The 18,125-nt window shown below is 64.0% G+C and carries 14 protein-coding genes; 12 read left to right on the top strand and 2 right to left on the bottom strand.

From position 1 onward, the window contains the following. Positions 1–23: 23 nt before the first annotated feature. Together INT29_RS04650 and INT29_RS04645 are read left to right on the top strand one after the other, a co-directional pair. On the top strand, positions 24–548 hold the full coding sequence (locus INT29_RS04650) for a MarR family winged helix-turn-helix transcriptional regulator (RefSeq protein WP_219618831.1): 525 nt from the start codon (positions 24–26) through the stop codon (positions 546–548). Between the two features lie 77 nt (positions 549–625). Further along, positions 626–1,840, top strand: coding sequence for a M20 metallopeptidase family protein (locus INT29_RS04645; protein WP_193070879.1), 1,215 nt, complete (start codon positions 626–628; stop codon positions 1,838–1,840). A gap of 302 nt (positions 1,841–2,142) precedes the next feature. On the opposite strand, the gene fdhA is transcribed toward INT29_RS04645, so the two are convergent. Together fdhA and INT29_RS04635 are read right to left on the bottom strand one after the other, a co-directional pair. After that, on the bottom strand, positions 2,143–3,357 hold the full coding sequence (gene fdhA, locus INT29_RS04640) for a formaldehyde dehydrogenase, glutathione-independent (protein ID WP_193070878.1): 1,215 nt from the start codon (positions 3,355–3,357) through the stop codon (positions 2,143–2,145). Positions 3,358–3,594: 237 nt separating this feature from the next. Next, positions 3,595–4,536: a LysR family transcriptional regulator gene (locus INT29_RS04635; protein ID WP_193070877.1), complete on the bottom strand. Its 942-nt coding sequence runs from the start codon at positions 4,534–4,536 to the stop codon at positions 3,595–3,597. Between the two features lie 185 nt (positions 4,537–4,721). On the opposite strand from INT29_RS04635, the gene INT29_RS04630 reads away from it, so the two are divergent. The 10 genes from INT29_RS04630 to INT29_RS04585 all read left to right on the top strand — a co-directional run bounded on the left by INT29_RS04630 (position 4,722) and on the right by INT29_RS04585 (position 18,116). After that, positions 4,722–6,020 carry an aromatic ring-hydroxylating oxygenase subunit alpha gene (locus tag INT29_RS04630; RefSeq protein ID WP_413463156.1) on the top strand — a complete coding sequence of 433 codons (1,299 nt, stop codon included), beginning with the start codon at positions 4,722–4,724 and terminating at the stop codon, positions 6,018–6,020. Next, positions 6,017–7,537 carry a flavin reductase family protein gene (locus INT29_RS04625; protein WP_193070875.1) on the top strand — a complete coding sequence of 507 codons (1,521 nt, stop codon included), beginning with the start codon at positions 6,017–6,019 and terminating at the stop codon, positions 7,535–7,537. The genes INT29_RS04630 and INT29_RS04625 overlap by 4 nt, the downstream gene beginning before the upstream one ends. A gap of 130 nt (positions 7,538–7,667) precedes the next feature. Beyond that, on the top strand, positions 7,668–10,211 hold the full coding sequence (locus INT29_RS04620; protein ID WP_193070874.1) for a GcvT family protein: 2,544 nt from the start codon (positions 7,668–7,670) through the stop codon (positions 10,209–10,211). A 214-nt stretch (positions 10,212–10,425) separates the two neighbouring features. Continuing rightward, complete coding sequence (locus tag INT29_RS04615; protein ID WP_101570098.1) at positions 10,426–10,854, top strand: putative immunity protein; 429 nt, start codon at positions 10,426–10,428, stop codon at positions 10,852–10,854. A 182-nt stretch (positions 10,855–11,036) separates the two neighbouring features. Next, positions 11,037–12,200 (top strand): thiolase domain-containing protein, encoded by a 1,164-nt coding sequence (locus tag INT29_RS04610; protein WP_193070873.1) that lies wholly within the window; start codon positions 11,037–11,039, stop codon positions 12,198–12,200. Next, positions 12,200–13,939, top strand: coding sequence for an AMP-binding protein (locus INT29_RS04605; RefSeq protein ID WP_193070872.1), 1,740 nt, complete (start codon positions 12,200–12,202; stop codon positions 13,937–13,939). Before INT29_RS04610 ends, INT29_RS04605 begins: the two co-directional genes overlap by 1 nt. Continuing rightward, the gene (locus INT29_RS04600) at positions 13,936–14,805 is read left to right on the top strand and encodes an SDR family NAD(P)-dependent oxidoreductase (RefSeq protein ID WP_193070871.1); all 870 of its coding nucleotides are present in this window, start codon (positions 13,936–13,938) and stop codon (positions 14,803–14,805) included. Before INT29_RS04605 ends, INT29_RS04600 begins: the two co-directional genes overlap by 4 nt. A 95-nt stretch (positions 14,806–14,900) precedes the next feature. Next, complete coding sequence (locus tag INT29_RS04595; RefSeq protein WP_226830786.1) at positions 14,901–15,953, top strand: DctP family TRAP transporter solute-binding subunit; 1,053 nt, start codon at positions 14,901–14,903, stop codon at positions 15,951–15,953. A gap of 1 nt (position 15,954) precedes the next feature. Continuing rightward, a complete protein-coding gene (locus INT29_RS04590; protein ID WP_226841624.1) occupies positions 15,955–16,542 on the top strand; it encodes a TRAP transporter small permease in 588 nt (195 codons plus the stop codon). Beyond that, positions 16,539–18,116, top strand: coding sequence for a TRAP transporter large permease (locus tag INT29_RS04585; protein WP_193070870.1), 1,578 nt, complete (start codon positions 16,539–16,541; stop codon positions 18,114–18,116). The genes INT29_RS04590 and INT29_RS04585 overlap by 4 nt, the downstream gene beginning before the upstream one ends. Positions 18,117–18,125 lie beyond the last annotated feature (9 nt).

The raw sequence follows: 18,125 nt of genomic DNA, 5'->3' as shown, positions 1-18,125 counted from the left end.
TCTTGTGTATAAACTATATAGCTATGAGGCCTCGACCAAAAACCGACTGGACAACCACTCGGAGTTCACGCGAGGAAGCAACCCTTCCCCTCGATTCAGACCTTCCTGATGATCGTAAGGTTGCCGCCCTCATCTCCCGACTCGATCGCGCTCAGCGGGAGCAATCGCGCACAATGGAGCTGGGCACGGCGGACCTGCGGATTCTGTGGATGTTCGCCGATGGGAAGTCTCGCACGCTCAAGGAGATCGCGGCTGAACTGTCTCTCGAGCAGTCAACCGTGAATCGGCAGATCAATGCGGCGATGGCCGAAGGGCTCCTGCAGCGTTCGCGGCGTTCAGGGGATTCCGCCCATGAGATCTCGCGAACGGAGAAGGGGGCGCGGATCTTCGAAGACGACGTCGCGACAGCCCTCACCGCGTTCGCCTCCGGTCTGGACGCCCTCGGTGATCGGGTCGATGACTTCCTTGAAGATTTCACCCGGTTCGTCGCCGCCTATGGCTCTGCGGTCAGGCCCGATGACTCTGCAGTCGGATCCGATACACAGTAGGGACTGTCATTCAGCTCGGCTCGAAGCTCAGTAGAGTCGGACGCACCGCTCATTTGGCTCGAAGGAGAACCGCTCTCATGTCCGCATCACCATCCGGCTCCACCCCAGATTTCCGCACCGAGGCTCAGGGTCTGCAGGACGACCTCGTGACCTTGCGTCGCACCCTGCACGCCCATCCCGAGCTCGGCTACCAGCTGCCGTTCACTCAGAAGACGGTTCTGGACGAGCTCGCTGGCTTGGGCCTTGAGATCACAACGGGGGAGTCGCTGACCTCGATCGTCGCCGTACTCAAGGGGGGACGAACCGGACCTGCGGTGCTGCTGCGCGGGGACATGGACGCACTGCCGGTGGCCGAGGACACCGGTCTCGAATACGCGTCGACCAACGGCAACATGCATGCGTGCGGCCATGACATGCACACCGCCGGACTCGTCGGTGCCGCCCGACTGCTCGCCGCTCACCGGGACGAGCTGCCCGGCTCCATCGTGTTCATGTTCCAACCCGCCGAGGAGGTTGAGGGCGGGGCCGAGCCGATGATCGACGAAGGCCTCCTCGAAGCGGCCGGTGTGCCGGTCGTCGCCGCGTACGGCATCCACGTCGAAGCCGACGAGCGTGGGAGGTTCACCACCAAAGGCGGGCCGCTCATGGCAGGCTTCGCCGATCTCAACCTGAAGATCCACGGCGCCGGCGGCCACAGCTCCCAGCCGCAGGCCACGCGCGACCCAGTACCGGCAGTTGCCGAAATCGCGCTCGCCTTGAACACAATGGTCTCCCGGTCCTTCGACATCTTCGATCCCGTCGTGGTCTCCGTGACGCAGCTCGAGGGCGCACAGGCCAGCAACGTCATCCCGGACTCCGCGAAGCTCACCGCTTCTATTCGCTACCTCTCTGCCGAATCCATCGCACTGGTCAAGGAACGGGTGCACGAGATCGCGGAGAGCATCGCCCGCGCGCACCGATGCACCGCCGAGGTGGACCTGCGTCTCGGTTTCCCCGTGACCATGAATAACCCTGCCGAGTCCCAGCTGGTCATCGACCGCCTCGGCGAGGTCTTCGGTTCCGAACGCGTCGAGGAGATGGCAGTACCGCGGATGGGATCCGAGGACTTCTCCTATGTGCTCCAGAAAGTGCCCGGCACCTTCGTGTTCCTCGGAGCCACACCAGAGGGTGTGGACCCGAACGCGGAAACCAACCACTCGCCCAGGGTGGTCTTCGATGATGGACTCCTCGGCGACCAGGCCGCAGCGCTCGCCCACCTGGCGTTCGCGCGCTTGATGGACGAAGTGGGCTGAGGGGCGGGCTGGTTCAATGCTGTGCTGGTCGCGGATTGTTGGCAGCGGCTGGCTGGTCGCGGGGTGCTGGTCGCGGGGCGCTGGTCGCGGCGCGCTGGTTGCTCGCCGAGACACGGGCGTTGAGCCGAGACGCGGCCGCTGGCTGCTGACTGCTCACCGAAACTCGGCCGCTACGTCGAAGCACGAGTGTGCAACTGAGGGTCTCGACGCAGCGGCCGAGTTTCGGCGAGAGCTGCTGTTGGTGCAAGGCGCTGCTTCAGGCGCTGCTTCAGGCGCTGAGCAGGCCCTGAGTTGGCGTTGACTCAGGCCCTGATCATGCCGTGGGGATCGAGGACGAACTTCTTGGCGACGCCGGAGTCGAAATCGGCGTAGCCCTGCGGGGCGTCGTCGAGGGCAATGGGTGTGGCATTGACGTTCTTCGCGATCGTCACCTTGTCGTTGAGGATCGCGTGCATCAGGCCGCGGTTGTACTTCATGACCGGGCACTGTCCGGTGACGAAGACGTGGGACTTCGCGAAGCCGAGGCCGAAGCGCATCGACAGTGAACCCTGCTGCGCTGCTTCGTCGGCCGCCCCCGGATCGCCGGTGACGTAGAGGCCCGGAATGCCCAGGCTGCCGCCGGCACGGGTGATGTCCATGAGCGAGTTGAGCACGGTCGCCGGGGCTTCCGTGGCCGCATCCTTGCCATGGCCGCGCGCCTCGAAGCCCACCGCGTCGATGCCGCAGTCGACCTCGGGAGTGCCGAGGATCTGCTCGATCTGGTCCTTCGGGTCACCCTTGGACACATCGACGGTCTCGCATCCGAAGGCCCGTGCCTGTGCCAGACGGTCCCCGTTGAGGTCACCGACGATGACGACCGAGGCACCGAGGAGCTGCGCCGAGGTGGCCGCCGCGATTCCGACCGGGCCTGCACCGGCGACGTAGACCGTCGAACCGATCGTGACGCCGGCCCCGACTGCACCGTGGAATCCGGTGGGGAAGATGTCGGAGAGCATGGCCAAGTCGAGGATCTTCTCCATCGCCTGGTCCTTGTCCGGGAACTTCAGAACGTTCCAATCGGCGTAGGGCACGAGGACGTACTCGGCCTGGCCGCCGACCCAGCCGCCCATGTCGACGTAGCCGTAGGCAGAACCTGGGCGGTCGGGGTTGACGTTGAGGCAGATGCCGGTCTGGCGTTCGATGCAGTTCCGGCACCGACCGCAGGAGATGTTGAACGGCACAGAGACGAGATCGCCGACCTTGACGAACTCGACATCGCGACCGACTTCGACCACTTCGCCGGTGATCTCGTGGCCGAGGACGAGCCCTTCGGGTGCGGTGGTGCGGCCGCGGACCATGTGCTGGTCGGAGCCGCAGATGTTCGTGGCTACGGTCTTGAGGATGACGCCGTGATCGACCTTGCGGCCGACATTGGCGGGATGGACGCCGGGCCCGTCCTTGAGGACGAACTCAGGATATTCGGTGTCGATGACCTCGACCTTGCCGGGGCCTGCGTAGCTGATTGCCTTGTTGCTCATCGTTGAGTCTCCATCTGTGTCGCACCGCTGTCGATGTCCAAGAAGCGTCGTCGTCCCATGGTCGGTGGGCGAAAAGGCGGTCAGGAAGCGCCGACGGTTCCTGAAATATCAGTCTGTTATCAGACGTACGAGCAGTCTCGCGGTCATGGGAGACTTCTGTCAATAGGTCCGTTCCCGTACCTCGAGACCACCCACGTCAGGCCGTCGCGGCCGTCCCGCAGCCCGAGACTACCCACGTCAGGCCGTCGCGGGCGTCTCATCGAGGCGGGTTGAGAGGATGTGCCGCGAGGTCGTTCGCAGGTGCGCCAGTGATTCTTTGATGAATGGCGAGTCCCGGCTGCCCGCTCGGACGGCGGCGATGATCTTCCGACTCAGCCTCCCGGAGCCGCTGAGTCGAACCCGTGTCACATTCGCCTCACCCAGTGAACTGGCCAGACGCGGAATGAGGCTGACTCCGACTCCCGCACCGACGAGTGCGGCAGACGTCTCCCACTCGATGGTTTCGTGGGCGACGGTCGGGGTGACGCCGGCCGCAGTGAACGCCGCAACGAACAGCGCGTGATACGGCGAGCCGGGTCCGGCACTGATCCATTCCTCCCCGGCGAGCTCCGCGAGTGAGACCGACTCACGCTCAGCCACCTCGTGGTCGGAAGGGACCATGACGTCGAGCGGATCGTCGAGAAGATCGATCTTGTCGAAACGCGGGTCTTCCTCGACCTGAACCTCACCCTGCATCGCGACCACCACCGCGAGGTCGATGCGTTCAGCCACGAGGAGCTCGAAGCAGCGTGCCGGGCTGGCCTCGATCACGTGGACTCCGACATCAGGGTGAGCCCCACGCAGCTTCGCAGCCAATGGGGCCAGGAGATTCGACGAGGCGGTTGAGAACCCGCCGATGCCGAAATGTGAGGGGGTGTGGTCGCCGGCTGTCAGGGACGAGGCTCGAATCTCCTCCCACTCGGCGATGAGTCGGTCGGAGCGGCGGACAAGATGCCGACCCGTCGCGGTCAGGCGCAACCCTCGCCCGTCCTTGACGAGCAGCGTCATTCCCAGTGAATGCTGGAGCTCGCGCAGCTGTCCGGAGACGGCCGAAGGCGAGTAGCCGGTGAGCTCGGCCGTGGCGGCGACGGTACCGCAGGCGGCGAATGTGCGAAGCATGATGAGACGCGGATCGATCATGACACCATTGTGCCCCGAACCATGCGGAAAAACCGCACATAATTCATCAGAATCTCCCGCTTTTCCTGCAGTGTTGAGATCGCTAGTGTCGTTTGTGACAGCACGGATCGAGGCACTGTGCTCCGAGCAGGGAGCCGAAGCCGACGCGCTGTGCAGCACAGCAGCAGACATCAAGGGAGATGGAATTGACCGCAGTGAATCTGGCGCCGACGAAGAAGGGATTCCCTGCCGGCTTCAGCGCAGAGAGACTCGATGAGCTCCGCCGACTGCTCGACACGCGACGCACCGGATTCTCTCTCGAGGCTCCTTTCTACACCGACGACCATCTCTTCAATCTCGATATGCAGGCCATCTTCGGGCAGAACTGGGTCTTCGCCTGCAGCGTCGCCGAGATCCCAGAGCCCGGGGACTACGTCACCCTCGACTATGGTCCGTACTCGCTCCTTGTCCTGCGCACCGACGACGGGGGCGTCAACGTCCTCCACAACGTGTGCCGCCACCGCGGGGCCCGCGTCCTCACCGAGGCGGCCGGCACCACGGGCAACCTGGTCTGCGGATACCACTCGTGGACCTATTCACCCGACGGGCACCTCATCCACGCCTCGGCGCCGGGTGAGATGGAATTCGACAAGGCCTGCTATTCGCTAAAACGAGCCCACGGGAAGATCGCTGCTGGCCTCGTCTTCCTGTGCCTGGCCGATGAACCCCCAGCTGATTTCGATGACACCGCAGCGATCTTCGCCCCCTATGTCGCCCCGCACGAACTCGCGAAGACGAAGGTGGCCTATCAGCAGAACATCATCGAGGAAGCCAACTGGAAACTCGTGATGGAGAACAACCGCGAGTGCTACCACTGTGATGGGCACCCGGAACTGGCCTGCGCCCTGTTCCCGACATGGGGGCTGAGTGATGACACGATCCCACCGCACCTCGAGGACGTCTGGGACCGCAACCAGCAGGCACAGGCCTCGCTGGAATACCGGTGCCGCCGCTACGGACTGCCCTACGAGGTCGTCGAAGAACTCGACACCCGCATCGCCGGTATCCGGATCTCGCGCGAATCTCTGGACGGGCAGGGGGAGTCATTCTCAGCCGACGGGCGACGGTTGGTGAAGAAGCTCCTCGGCGATCTTCCCGATTTTCGTTTGGGTCGCTGCTCCATGCACCTGCAGCCCAACAGCTGGTTCCACCTCCTCGGCGATCATGTCGTGACGTTCACGGTGCTTCCGATCAATGCTCACCAGACTCAGGTGCGGACCACGTGGCTCGTCGCCGACGATGCGGTTGAAGGCGTCGACTACGACCTCGAGACGCTGACGCACACGTGGAAGCAGACGAACCTGCAGGACAAGGACTTCGTCGAACTCTGCCAACGTGGTGCGAGTAGCCCGTTCTACGAGCAGGGTCCCTATATGAAGAGCGAATATCAGGTCGAGGCCTTCATCAATTGGTACGTGCAGCGGATGCGGGAGCACGTGGGATGAAGCGCATCGACGACCCGATGATTCCGTTGGCGCAGCGGGTCCGGGGCCTCGAGATGCCGTGGAACCGGGTCCTCTCGTCCACCACAGGGCCCGCCGGTGCCGCCACGGCATTGGGCCCGTGGCACCCCCAGGAATTCTCCGCCGAGTGTGTGGAGACCATCCCCGAGGCGGGCGACATGATGGTCTTCGTGTTCCGCCGGATGGACGGTGCCCCACTGGCATTTCGGTCCGGTCAGTACATCAACATCGACTTCCCCGTGCATGGTTCGGACGCCGAGCCGGTGTCTCGCAGCTACTCGATCTCGAGTGCGCCGACGGAACCGTGGACCTTCTCCATCACGATCAAACGCGACCCGAAGGGGCTCGTCTCGACCTGGGCGCATGAGTCTCTGCGGGTCGGCGCCGTCCTGGAGATGCTGGGTCCGGTGGGCGCCTTCCACCTCGCCGACTATGATCGGCGAGCCCGGTATCTGCTGCTTGCGGCCGGAGCAGGGATCACCCCGCTCATGTCGATGGTGCGCACGATCCATTCCCTTCCAGGTCAGGCCGACGTCGTCCTGCTCTATCACGGCTCCGCACCGGATCGCTTCGCGTTTGCCGAAGAGCTGGACTTCCTGGCCCGCGCCGATTTCCGGATTGAGGTCATCTACACCCTGGGGGACCGGGCACAGGGGGACCGGGCGCTGGCAGACGAGTCGGCCGGCGCCGGAAGCGTCTGGGTCGGGAAGACCGGCCGCCTCTCGACCGCGCTCCTCGAAGAGGTCGTCCCTGATGCCAATGGGCGGCAGGTGTTCGCCTGTGGTCCCGAGGGCTATCTCAACACGGCGACGCAGTGTCTGCGCGAGGTCGGCGTGGACGACACCTCGGTGTTCATGGAGTTCTTTTCCGGAGACCGTGCGACCAGACGCGAATACGCCGAGGAGGTCGCCCTGGCTGGGGAGATCGCCGAAGAGATCGCGTCATCGACCGAGGAGTACTACGAACAGCAGCCGGCTGCGCTGGAGATGTACGAACCGGAGTACACCGCCGACGGGCCCGTCGAAACCACCGGGGATCCGGTGGAGGCTGTCGACGCCCTGGCCGAGGTTCCCTTCGAGCCCGAGGTTGAGGTGGTCGTGGCGGACGCCGAAGCGGTTGCGACGGTCGAGACCGACCCGGGCACAGCCTCGGCGGGGGACGTTATGAGCGCAGATGTCGAGTCAGATGACGAAACCACGGTCGTCGACCCGGCGACCTTCGCTACTGTCGGCGAAGGGGAGCACACGATGGCGTTCGTGCGCAGCGAGCTCAACGTTCGCGTTGCCTCGGACGAATTCGTCCTCGACGCTGCCAGGGCCGCGGGTGTGAAGATCGGGGCGAACTGCCAGGAAGGCATGTGCGGTTCGTGCAAGGTCGTCAAGCTCGACGGTGACGTCGACATGAACCACCAGGGCGGCATCCGTGCACGAGAGATCGAGGCCGGGAAGTTCCTGCCCTGCTGTTCGACCGCGTTGAGCGACCTGATCATCGACGCCTGATCCGAGGGGGCACCTGCTCTGAGGGTGACCTGATCCGAGGGGAGGGCTCGCCGCCCGCTCCGACCGCACCATTCGCCAGCACAACTGTCGCGCCAACCCAGATTTTCGCTGCACCACAAAGGAGTACACAGTGCCGATTTCCTCACCCCGAGTCGTCATCATCGGAGCCGGCATCGTCGGAGCCAACCTCGCGGACGAACTCGCCCAGCTGGGCTGGACCAACACCCTCGTCCTCGAACAGGGCCCGCTGAACATCCCCGGCGGCTCGACTTCGCATGCACCGGGTCTCGTCTTCTCCTCCAACGGCTCGAAGTCGATGACCGAGTTCGCCCAGTACACGATCGAGAAGCTGACCTCCCTGACCGGTCCCGATGGTCGCGGATCATTCCTACCCGTCGGCGGTCTGGAGATCGCCACCCAGGAAGATCGGCTCCAAGACCTGCACCGCCGTGCCGGATGGAACCGATCCTGGGGCGTCGACGCCGAGGTGGTCGATGCGAAGGAATGCCTTCGTCTGTTCCCGTTGCTCAACCCGGACAAGGTCCTCGGCGGTCTGTTGACCCCCGGCGACGGGTTGGCGCTCGCCGCCCGCGGAACCCAGCTGGTCATGGATCGAGCCCGGGCCGCCGGTGTCGAATTCCACGACCGCACCACTGTCACCGGCATCGAACAATCCGGGGGCAAGGTCACCGCAGTGCTCGCAGGAGAGGACCGGTTCCCGGCCGATGTCGTCGTCTCCTGTGCCGGATTCTGGGGCCCGAACATCGGCGAGATGGTCGGAACCACGATCCCGCTGCTGCCGCTGGGCCACCAGTTCGCCTGGACCACCGAAGTACCCAGCCTGGCAGGTAAGAACGAACAGCCCGCAGGAGCCTCGGCGCCCATCCTGCGCTACCAGGACAAGGACCTCTACTACCGTGAATGGGGAGACCGGATCGGCATCGGCTCCTACGCCCACCGGCCGATGCCCGTCGACCTCGGCACCTTGCGGACCTACTCACCCGATGAGATCACCGACGAGGTCATGCCCTCGAGCCTGGACTTCACCCCGGAGGACTTCGCCCGCGAATGGGAGGCCACGCAGGAGCTGCTGCCCGAACTGCGCCAGACCGAAGTCCAGCGCGGCTTCAACGGCATCTTCTCTTTCACCCCCGACGGCGGATCACTTGTGGGACAGTCCCGAGAGGTCGACGGATTCTTCGTCGCCGAGGCGGTCTGGGTCACCCACGGTGCCGGCATCGCGAAGGCCGTCGCCGAACTCATCTCGCTCGGGCGTTCGAACACGGACCTGTCCGGCATCGATCTCAACCGCTTCGAGGACGCACTGACAACGCCCGAATATGTCAGCGAAACCTCGCAGCAGAACTTCGTCGAGATCTACGACGTCATCCACCCCCTGCAGCCACGCGTCTCACCCCGGGATCTGCGGCTGAGCCCATTCAACGAGCAGCAGAAGGCACTCGGCGCATTCTTCCTCGAGACGAATGGGTGGGAACGTCCTCACTGGTACGAAGCCAATTCGTCTTTGCTCGAGGAGCTGCCCGAGGAGTGGAAGGCGCCTGAGCGTGAGGGCTGGGCGGACATGTTCCATTCGCCGATCGCGGCCGTCGAAGCGTGGAAGACGCGGACGAATGTCGCCATGTATGACATGACTGCGCTGAAGCGTTTCGAGGTCAAAGGGCCGGGTGCCGGCGAACTGCTGCACGGACTGACCACCTCGTCGATGCTGCGCAAACCCGGGGCAGTCAGCTACACCCTTCTGCTCGATGATGAGGGCGGCATCACCAGCGACATCACTGTCGCGATCCTCGACGAGCAGACCTATCAGGTGGGGGCGAACTCGAACATCGACTTCGCCTACATCACCCGCGCGGCCAGGGAACAGTCGGCGGCGGATCCGGCGAAGTGGGCCACCGTTCGTGAAACGACGCAGGGAACGTGCTGCATCGGCCTGTGGGGTCCGCTGGCGCGGGAAGTCATCGGCCGGGTCAGCAACGACGACCTCAGCAACGATGGACTCAAATACTTCCGTACCAAGCAGATCACCATCGGCGGCATCCCCGTCACAGCGATGCGCCTGTCCTACGTCGGCGAGCTCGGTTGGGAGCTCTACACCTCGGCGGATCTGGGGCATCGACTCTGGGATGTGCTGTGGGAGGCAGGTCGCGAGTTCGGGCTCATCGCCGGCGGTCGCGAGGCCTTCAATTCGATGCGTCTGGAGAAGGGCTTCCGCTCCTTCGGCTCGGATATGACCAGCGAGCACGAGCCCGTGCAGGCGGGGCTCGGCTTCGCGGTCAAGGCTTCGAAGACCGATGACTTCCGGGGCAAAGCTGCGCTGGCGGACCGGGCCGCAGCTGCGACTCAGAAGCTGACGTGCCTGACGCTCGACCGTCGGGAAGACGTCGTGCTCGGCAGCGAACCCGTGTATGTGAAAGGGGGCGCTGGAGCCGGGGTTGGTGCTGAGGGCGAGGCGAACGGAGCGGGCAAGGCTGACGGCTATGTCACCTCGGCGTCCTATGGGTACTCGATCGGGCAGACCATCGCCTACGCCTGGCTGCCGAACACCATGAGCGTCGGAGACGGCGTCGAGATCGAGTACCTGGGTCGTCGGCTTCCGGCGACGGTCACCGCGGAGCCGATCTTCGACCCGGAGATGACACGGCTCAAGGGGTGAGGGGCTTACGGCCGAGCTGCTGAAGGGTGAAGCGCATAGAGATTCGGACCTCATCGACTGAGCGGTCGGGGTGGGTTGCGCGCTGCCGCTACTCCGCTGTCATCGAAACTCCGCCGTCGCGTCGAGACCATTAGGCACGCATACGTGCCTTGGCGCTCCTGCGGTGTCGCGACTGGGCGGTTGCACCTCCATCCGCTGTTGAGACAATCGAGTGATGAAGCCGGATACCTCTGACCCGACACTGCCCGAACGTGACCGACAGGAATTGATCAGATGGACGGTGGCATGCGCCGAGAGGCTGTTGCCAGTGTTCTCTGCTGCTCGCCCGGACGATCCGCGACCGGGGGAAGCACTCGACGGCGCAGTGCAGTTCGCAGATGGACAACTGGCGGTCGGGAAAATGCGAAAACTCGCATTCGGCTGCCATGCGGCCGCGCGGGAGGCGTCTGAGGATGCGAGTACTGCCGTTGCACGAGCCTGCGGTCAAGCTGTGGCAGTTGCACATATGGCCGGTCATAGCCGCGAATTGGCGCGCTATACGAAGAAGGCGCTCGCCGGAACCGAGCTGGCACGTGAACTCGAGTGGCAGAGAGCCCACGTGCCTGAGCGGTTTCGAGAATATGTGTATTCCAACCTTGAGTGATGACGGCCGATGACAGGTTGATGACTGCTGGTGACCGATGAGACACACGGGATCGACAACTGGTGCCACTCCTTGTTCCATATGGTGGATTCGTGTTGACCAATAACTGGGACTGACGAAAGTATGACAGCAGGAGTTACTGTCGACTGCCCCACCTCGGTGGCGGACCCGAAGGAGTGTCCATGTCCAAGCCTGCGATCATCGGCTGGTCCCACGGAAAGTTTGGGCGCTCCGAATTACCGCTTCCCGAGATGATGGGCGACGTCGCACGGGGTGCCATTGCCGATGCGGGACTCGAGCCATCCGACATCGACGTCATCCACGTCGGGGTCTACAACAACGGTCTGTCCAAGCAGGGATTCGAAGCCGCACTTCCCGGCGTCGTCTTCCCCGAACTCGCACTGACTCCAGCCCATCGGCATGAGAATGCTTGTGCCACAGGCTCCACCGCGGTCTTCGCCGCTCATGACTCCATCGCCGCAGGCAGGCACAAGACCGCCCTGGTCATCGGAGCCGAACGCATGACACAGGCCTCGGGCCATGAGGTCAACGAGGTCCTGCTCAGTGCCAGTTACCGGGAAGAGGAAGAGCACTTCAAATCCTTCGCCGGCGTTTTCGGAGAGATCGCCCGCCGGTACTTCGACCGCTACGGTGACCACTCGGAAACCCTGGCCAAGATCGCCACGAAGAATCACGCCAACGGCTCCCACAATCCGTTGGCCCACATGCAGAAGGACCTCGGCTACGAGTTCTGCAACATGGTCTCGGAGAAGAACCCCTACGTCGCAGAACCCCTGCGCCGCACTGACTGCTCGTTGGTCTCCGACGGGGCCGTTGCTCTGGTCATGGCCGCCGAGGATGTTGCGGTCTCGGCTCCACAGGCCGTGACCTGGCGTGGCATGGGCAACGCCAACGACGTCATGCCCCTGTCCCAGCGCGATCCTCTGGCGATGGCCGGCGCCCGCCACGCCATGTACCAGGCCCTCGACGTAGCCGGAATCGGGATCTTTGATCTCGACCTGCTTGAGACCCACGACTGCTTCACCATCGCCGAACTCCTCGAATACGAGGCCTTCGGTCTCTCCGAACCAGGTCAGGGCCACCGGCTCCTCGAAGACGGGACCACTGCCGTCGGCGGCAGACTCCCGGTCAACCCCTCCGGCGGGCTCAAAGCCAAGGGCCACCCCATCGGTGCCACCGGAGTCTCCATGCATGCGCTCGCAGCAGCCCAGCTCACGGGCCGCTCACCAGGCATCCAGATCAAAGATCCGCAACTGGCCGGAATCTTCAACATGGGCGGAGCCGCCGTATCCAACTTCGCCTCAATCCTCGAGCGCACACGCTGATGCGCGCCATCTCCCAGACCTCACCGGCCAAGGACTTCACACCGACACCTCGCCGCGGCGTCAACGTCTCCCGCTTCCTCACCCAGACAGCACGGCGGATCCCGGACCACACCGCCGTCATCGACGACGATCACTCGGTGCGCTGGACCTGGAGCGAACTCGATGCCCGAGCCGAGGCACTCGCCCGCACCCTCCAAGCCAGTGGTGTGGGCAGGCGCGACAGTGTCCTCCTCGTTTCGGCCAATCACGCCGAGGTGGTCCAGTCCTTCTGGGGCATCATCCGTGCCGGTGCGGTCATCGCCCCACCGAACGCCGCACTGTCGACCGAAGAGCTGCTGAGCATCAGCGCCGATGTCATCCCGGCCGCGATCGTCGTCGACCGCGCCCATGCCGACTTCGTCGAAGCACTGAAACGGACAGGCTTCACTGGCGCCGTTCTGTGGATAGGTGAGCTGCCAGATGGATCACCCTCCTCGAGCGGACCACTTAGCGGCGATGGCGCAGGCTATAAAGGGTCCTCTCGACGCGAAGTGGTCCGCTCGACGGAAGCGGCAGATGGCGACGAGGATGGCGTTGGGGACTTCGCGGTCGAAGAGGACGACCCCTGCTGGTACTTCTTCACCTCCGGATCCACGGGCAAGCCGAAGGCGGCCACGTTCACGCACCGCCACCTCGGCGCCGTGCTTATGAATCATCGTTGCGATCTCTTTCCCAACGAGACCGAAGACGGAGCTTCGTTGGTGCTTGCACCGCTCTCGCACGGGGCGGGGATTCACATGCTCGCGCAGGTCTTCGGCGGTACGCCCTCGGTCATCCACCCTGGTGGCAAGGCTGATCCGAGCACCCTGTGGGAGTCGATCGACGGCTATGAAATCACCAACGCCTTCACCGTCCCGACCATCCTCAACCGCATCGTCGCCGGCTACCCGGTTGATCGCGGGCCCGCCGACCACAGTCTCAATCGAGTCATCTACGCAGGTGCCCCGATGCTCGCAGCCGACCAGTCTCGTGCCCTCGACAAGCTCGGGCCCTGCCTCGTGCAGTACTTCGGCCTCGCCGAGGTGACGGGTGCGATCACTGTCCTGCGACCGGAAGAGCACGGAACGATCCCCGTCGACTCCGCTGGCATCGGCACCTGTGGCAGAGCCCGCACCGGTGTCGACATCGTCATCCTCGCCGAGACGGGCACCGAGCTGCCATCCGGTGAACAGGGCGAGGTCTGCGTGGGCGGGCCCACCGTCTGCGCCGGCTACCTGGGGCGCGCCGACGCCAATGCCGAGGCCTTCGCCCACGGTGTCTTCCACACCGGCGACGTCGGCTACCTCGACGAGTCGGGCTTCCTGTTCCTCACCGGCCGAAAGTCCGATATGTACATCTCAGGTGGGTCGAACGTGTACCCGCGTGAGATCGAGGAGCTTCTTCTCACCGACGCCGAGGTGGCCCAGGCGGTTGTCGTGGGCGTGCCCGATGCGCAGTGGGGAGAGATCGGAATCGCGATCATCGAACCAGCGTCGAGTGGCGCGGCGAATGCCAGCGACGGCCCAAGCACTGACCTAGGTGCGAGCGCCGGAACTGACCCGAGCGAGCGACTGCGTGCGCTGTGCAAGTCCACGTTGGCGGCGTATAAGGTGCCCAAGGAGATCCATTTTGTCGCGGCGATGCCCGTCACCGCCTACGGGAAGCTGGCTCGTAAGGAACTCAAAGCCGAATACTCACAAGGGCGGGGGAGCGCACGATGAACGATCTCAAGGACAAGGTCGTCATGGCCATCGGCTGCGGCACCCCGGACGGGCAGGTCAACAATGGGTTCGCTGCAGCGAAGGCGTTCCTCGCTGCAGGCGCGAAAGTGTGCATCGTCGACCGCGACCGGGCGGCCCTCAACCACGCACGGGCGGCACTCGGGGAGGCCAGCGCCTCGGGTGACGGGGCCAGTTCACCGGACCACCTCGGCGAGGCCGAGTCCCCTGGTGACACGGACTCCCATGTGACCACGGTCGTCGCCGACGTCGGCGACGAGGACTCCTTGTCCGCGGCCTTCGACCACTGTGCAAGCAGCCTCGGCGAACCCACGGTGTTGCATTACAACGTCGGCATCGTCGTCAACGGCGGACTCGATACCTTGGACACGGCTGCCTTCGCCAAGGCCCTCGGCATCAACCTCATCGGAGCCTTCGCCGCGATGAAGCAGGCACTGCCCTATATGCGCAGGGCCGGAGGCGGATCGATCATCACGGTCTCCTCGGTGGGCGGAATGCGCTACATGGGCTACGACTACCCCGCCTATGCCGCATCGAAGGCGGGACTCATCGAACTCACGAAGGTCGTCGGCGCCCAATACGCAGCTGAGGGCATCCGCGCGAATTCGATCGCTCCGGGACTTATCGAGACGCCGCTGATCCACAACTCGATCAGCGGCCATTACGATTCGGTCGAGGACATGCTCGCCGCTCGGCACGCACTGTCCCCAACGGGGCGGATGGGCCAGCCGGAGGACATTGCGAAGCTTGCTGTGTTCCTCGCTTCGGAGGATTCGAGCTATATCAACTCCACACTCATCCCCGTCGACGGCGGACTCGTCCACTTCGCCGGAACCCCGAAGAGCTGACCCCGAATACCTGATCAGATCCCGGGCCTGAACAGACCTAGACAACCAGCCGTGACGAAGCAGTCGCGACGATGAAGACAGACAGGAACAACTCAATGATGGAGGCAAGGGTGCCGACAACACCGACGAAGAGGACCATGCTCGCCTGGTTCGCTGTGCTGGTGACGCTCGTGCTGCTGGTCAGCGGGTGCGGAACGAACTTCGGCACGACCGACGACGGGAAGCAGAAGTACCGGTGGAAGATGACGGTCACGACCGGTTCCACGAGCACCTGGTACATCGCGGCCGAGAAGTTCGCGAAGGACCTCGAAGAGGAGACGAACGGCCGCATCACCCTGAAGGTCTTCGGCAACGAACGTCTCTCCGCCGGTGAGGCCACAGCTGGCGTCGAACAGCTCATGGACGGGGCGAAGGACTTCTCCTACAACTCGCCGATCATCTACTCGGCCGTCGACCCCCGCTTCGGCACCGTCACCGCACCTTTCATCTTCGACACCGTCGAAGACGGACAGAAAGCGCTGGAGGGCAAGGGCGGAGACGTCTACTCCGACTACCTGTCCGAACACGGCGTTCACCTCCTGGGTTTCGGCGAATCGGGAATGCGTCAGCTCACCAACACACACCACCCGATCCACACCCCGGATGACCTGCACGGACTCAAATTCCGCATCCCAGGCTTCGGTCTCTACACCGACCTCTACCGCGCACTGGGCTCCAACCCGACGACCATGCCCTTCGGCGAGGTGTTCACCGCGCTGCAGCAGGGTGCCATCGACGGTCAGGAGAACCCCATCGACGTGATCTACTCCTCGAATCTGCAGGAGGTCCAGCCCTACCTGACCCTGTGGAACTACTCCTACGACCCGCTGATCTTAGGCGTCAACGAGAAGCTCTTCGACTCCCTCGACGGCGAGGACCAGGAGCTTGTGAGCCGCCTGGCCGATGACACCAACAAGTTCCAGATCAAGAAGAACCGTGATGGCGAACAGAAGCTGATCAAGGAACTCAAGGACGGCGGCATGGAAGTCAACGAACTCACCGACTCCGAGAAGGACGAGTTCCGCACCACCCTGGAGCCGCTGTACGCGCAATACCGCAAGATCTGGGGCAAGGACATGTCCGAAGCGTTCATTCCGGAAGGACTCTGAGATGAAAATCGTCAAATGGTTCGAAGACTGGGTCGTCATCGCCTCGTTCATGGTGATCGTGCTCGTCACCTTCGTCAACGTAGTCTCCCGCTACACCTTCCAAGCATCCCTGGCCTTCAGTGAGGAGATCACGATCAACCTCCTCGTCGTGCTCACGATGATGGGAGCGGTCGTGGGCATCCGCCTCGGCGCGCACCTGGGTTTCACCTACCTGGTGGAGAACGCGAAGCCGAAGATCCGCAGATCCCTCATCATCATCGGCGCGGCACTGATGATCGTCTTCCTCGCCGTCCTCCTCATCTGGGGCTCCGAGATGATGATCCACCAGGCCATCCGCGGCCGCGCGACCCCATCGCTGGGCATTCCACAGTGGCTGTTCACACTGTCCATCCCGATGGCCGGGCTGCTAGGCATCGTCCGCACCTTGCAGGCCGCCCGTGCATCGCTGCATGAGGACACCTCTGCCGAGGCGGTTGCTGAGCGTCTGGCTCAGGAAGCCGCACCTGTCATCGACGATGCAGAGCTGAGCAGGTCGGTACACAAGGCTGACGCCAATCACACCACTGACTCTCAGGGAGGCCGCAAATGATCACGCTGCTGCTGTTCGGAAGCTTCTTCCTGTTCCTTGCCCTGGGTATCCCGGTGGCGTTCGCCCTCGGCCTGTCCGCCGTCACCGTGCTCATCACCACCGACGGACTCCAGGTACTGGACGTGGTGCCCTCGGTGATGTTCCCGTCGATGAGTTCGGGCACGCTGCTGGCGATCCCGTTCTTCGTCCTCGCCGGCATAGTCATGCAGTACACCGGCATCTCCCAGCGCCTCGTCGACCTCGCGTTCTTGGTCTTCGGCCGCTTCAGCCACGGGCTGGCCGCGGTGACGATCATCTCCGCGTTCTTCTTCTCTGCGATCTCCGGATCCGGACCGGCCACGGTGGCCGCGATCGGTGCGATTCTCATCCCCGCACTGATCCGCAACGGATACCAGAAGAAGCACGCGGTCTCCCTCGTCGCGGCCTCCGGCTCGATGGGCATCGTCGTCCCACCCTCGATCGCGTTCATCATCTTCGCCGTCGTCGCCTCCGAGTTCGGGTCGATCTCGATCACGCGTCTGTTCATCGCCGGCATCGTGCCCGGCGTGATCATGGCTCTGGCCTTCTTCATCGCCGCGCTCTTCGTCCCCCGTGTTCGTGAGCTCGCGGGCCTGCCCGTGAAATCGGGCAAGGGGCTGCTGGCTGCAGGCCGTGAGCCCGCAACCACCACCGGCGCCGAGGCGGCCGTGTCCTCGGACTCGACCGCATCGTCGACGCCGGCGTCGGCCTTGGCGGCAGGAACCGACGGCAATGGTGCGACGAAGACTCGTCTGCTGAAAGCCGACAAGGCTGGAACGTCCGTCTCCACGAGCGGCCCGGCCACCTCGGCGGACACTGGTGTGACGACCGGGTCCGGAAACGGAACCGGGGGTGTGACCGGCCCGAGCGCTCCCGCAGAAGGCAGCTTCGCTGAATTCCTCGCGGCCCTGGTCAAGGCCATCCCCGGTCTGCTCATCCCGGTCATCATCCTCGGCGGCATCTACGGTGGCATCTTCACCCCTACCGAGGCGGGTGCTGTGGCTTCGGTGTTTGCCCTGTTGGTGGGTCTCTTCGTCTACCGCGAACTCAAGCTGCCGGACCTGCCGAAGGTGTTCCTGGAGTCGGGAGTCTCGACGGCTGTCATCATGTTCATCGTCGGTGTGGCCAGCCTCTTCTCCTATGTCATCACGGTCGAAGGCATTGCCGATACGGTGTCGAGCGCGGTGCTCGGGGTCACGGACAACAAGTTCGTCATCCTCGCGGTGATCACGATCATCCTGCTCATCGTCGGCGCCTTCGTCGACGCGATCAGCGCGTTCTACCTGTTCATCCCGATCCTCGTGCCCATCCTGCTCGAAGTCGGCGTGGACATGACGACGATCGGTGTGTTCATGACCGTCAACCTCGCCATCGGCCTGTTCACTCCGCCCGTGGGGCTCAACCTCTACGTCGGAGCCGGCATCGGCAAGGTCAGACTCGAGGAAGTGGTGCGCGGCATCATGCCATTCCTCATCTGCGCAATCATCGCCCTGCTCTTCATCACCTACGTCCCGGCGATCTCGAACTGGCTGCCCGACCTCCTCGGCGTCGGCTAGGACTCCGGT

The organism is Brevibacterium sp. FME37, from assembly GCF_014897485.1.
Classification (GTDB): Bacteria; Actinomycetota; Actinomycetes; order Actinomycetales; family Brevibacteriaceae; genus Brevibacterium.
The sequence above is the reverse complement of the archived record's forward strand: the minus strand, read 5'-3'. Positions and strand labels throughout refer to the sequence as shown.

What these genes read in the sequence shown, in the direction of transcription:
- INT29_RS04650 (WP_219618831.1), top strand. Translation starts at nt 24, where the DNA reads ATGAGGCCTCGACCAAAAACCGACTGGACAACCACTCGGAGTTCACGC.
- INT29_RS04645 (WP_193070879.1), top strand. Translation starts at nt 626, where the DNA reads ATGTCCGCATCACCATCCGGCTCCACCCCAGATTTCCGCACCGAGGCT.
- fdhA (WP_193070878.1), bottom strand. Translation starts at nt 3,357, where the DNA reads ATGAGCAACAAGGCAATCAGCTACGCAGGCCCCGGCAAGGTCGAGGTC.
- INT29_RS04635 (WP_193070877.1), bottom strand. Translation starts at nt 4,536, where the DNA reads ATGATCGATCCGCGTCTCATCATGCTTCGCACATTCGCCGCCTGCGGT.
- INT29_RS04625 (WP_193070875.1), top strand. Translation starts at nt 6,017, where the DNA reads ATGAAGCGCATCGACGACCCGATGATTCCGTTGGCGCAGCGGGTCCGG.
- INT29_RS04615 (WP_101570098.1), top strand. Translation starts at nt 10,426, where the DNA reads ATGAAGCCGGATACCTCTGACCCGACACTGCCCGAACGTGACCGACAG.
- INT29_RS04610 (WP_193070873.1), top strand. Translation starts at nt 11,037, where the DNA reads ATGTCCAAGCCTGCGATCATCGGCTGGTCCCACGGAAAGTTTGGGCGC.
- INT29_RS04605 (WP_193070872.1), top strand. Translation starts at nt 12,200, where the DNA reads ATGCGCGCCATCTCCCAGACCTCACCGGCCAAGGACTTCACACCGACA.
- INT29_RS04600 (WP_193070871.1), top strand. Translation starts at nt 13,936, where the DNA reads ATGAACGATCTCAAGGACAAGGTCGTCATGGCCATCGGCTGCGGCACC.
- INT29_RS04595 (WP_226830786.1), top strand. Translation starts at nt 14,901, where the DNA reads ATGATGGAGGCAAGGGTGCCGACAACACCGACGAAGAGGACCATGCTC.
- INT29_RS04590 (WP_226841624.1), top strand. Translation starts at nt 15,955, where the DNA reads ATGAAAATCGTCAAATGGTTCGAAGACTGGGTCGTCATCGCCTCGTTC.
- INT29_RS04585 (WP_193070870.1), top strand. Translation starts at nt 16,539, where the DNA reads ATGATCACGCTGCTGCTGTTCGGAAGCTTCTTCCTGTTCCTTGCCCTG.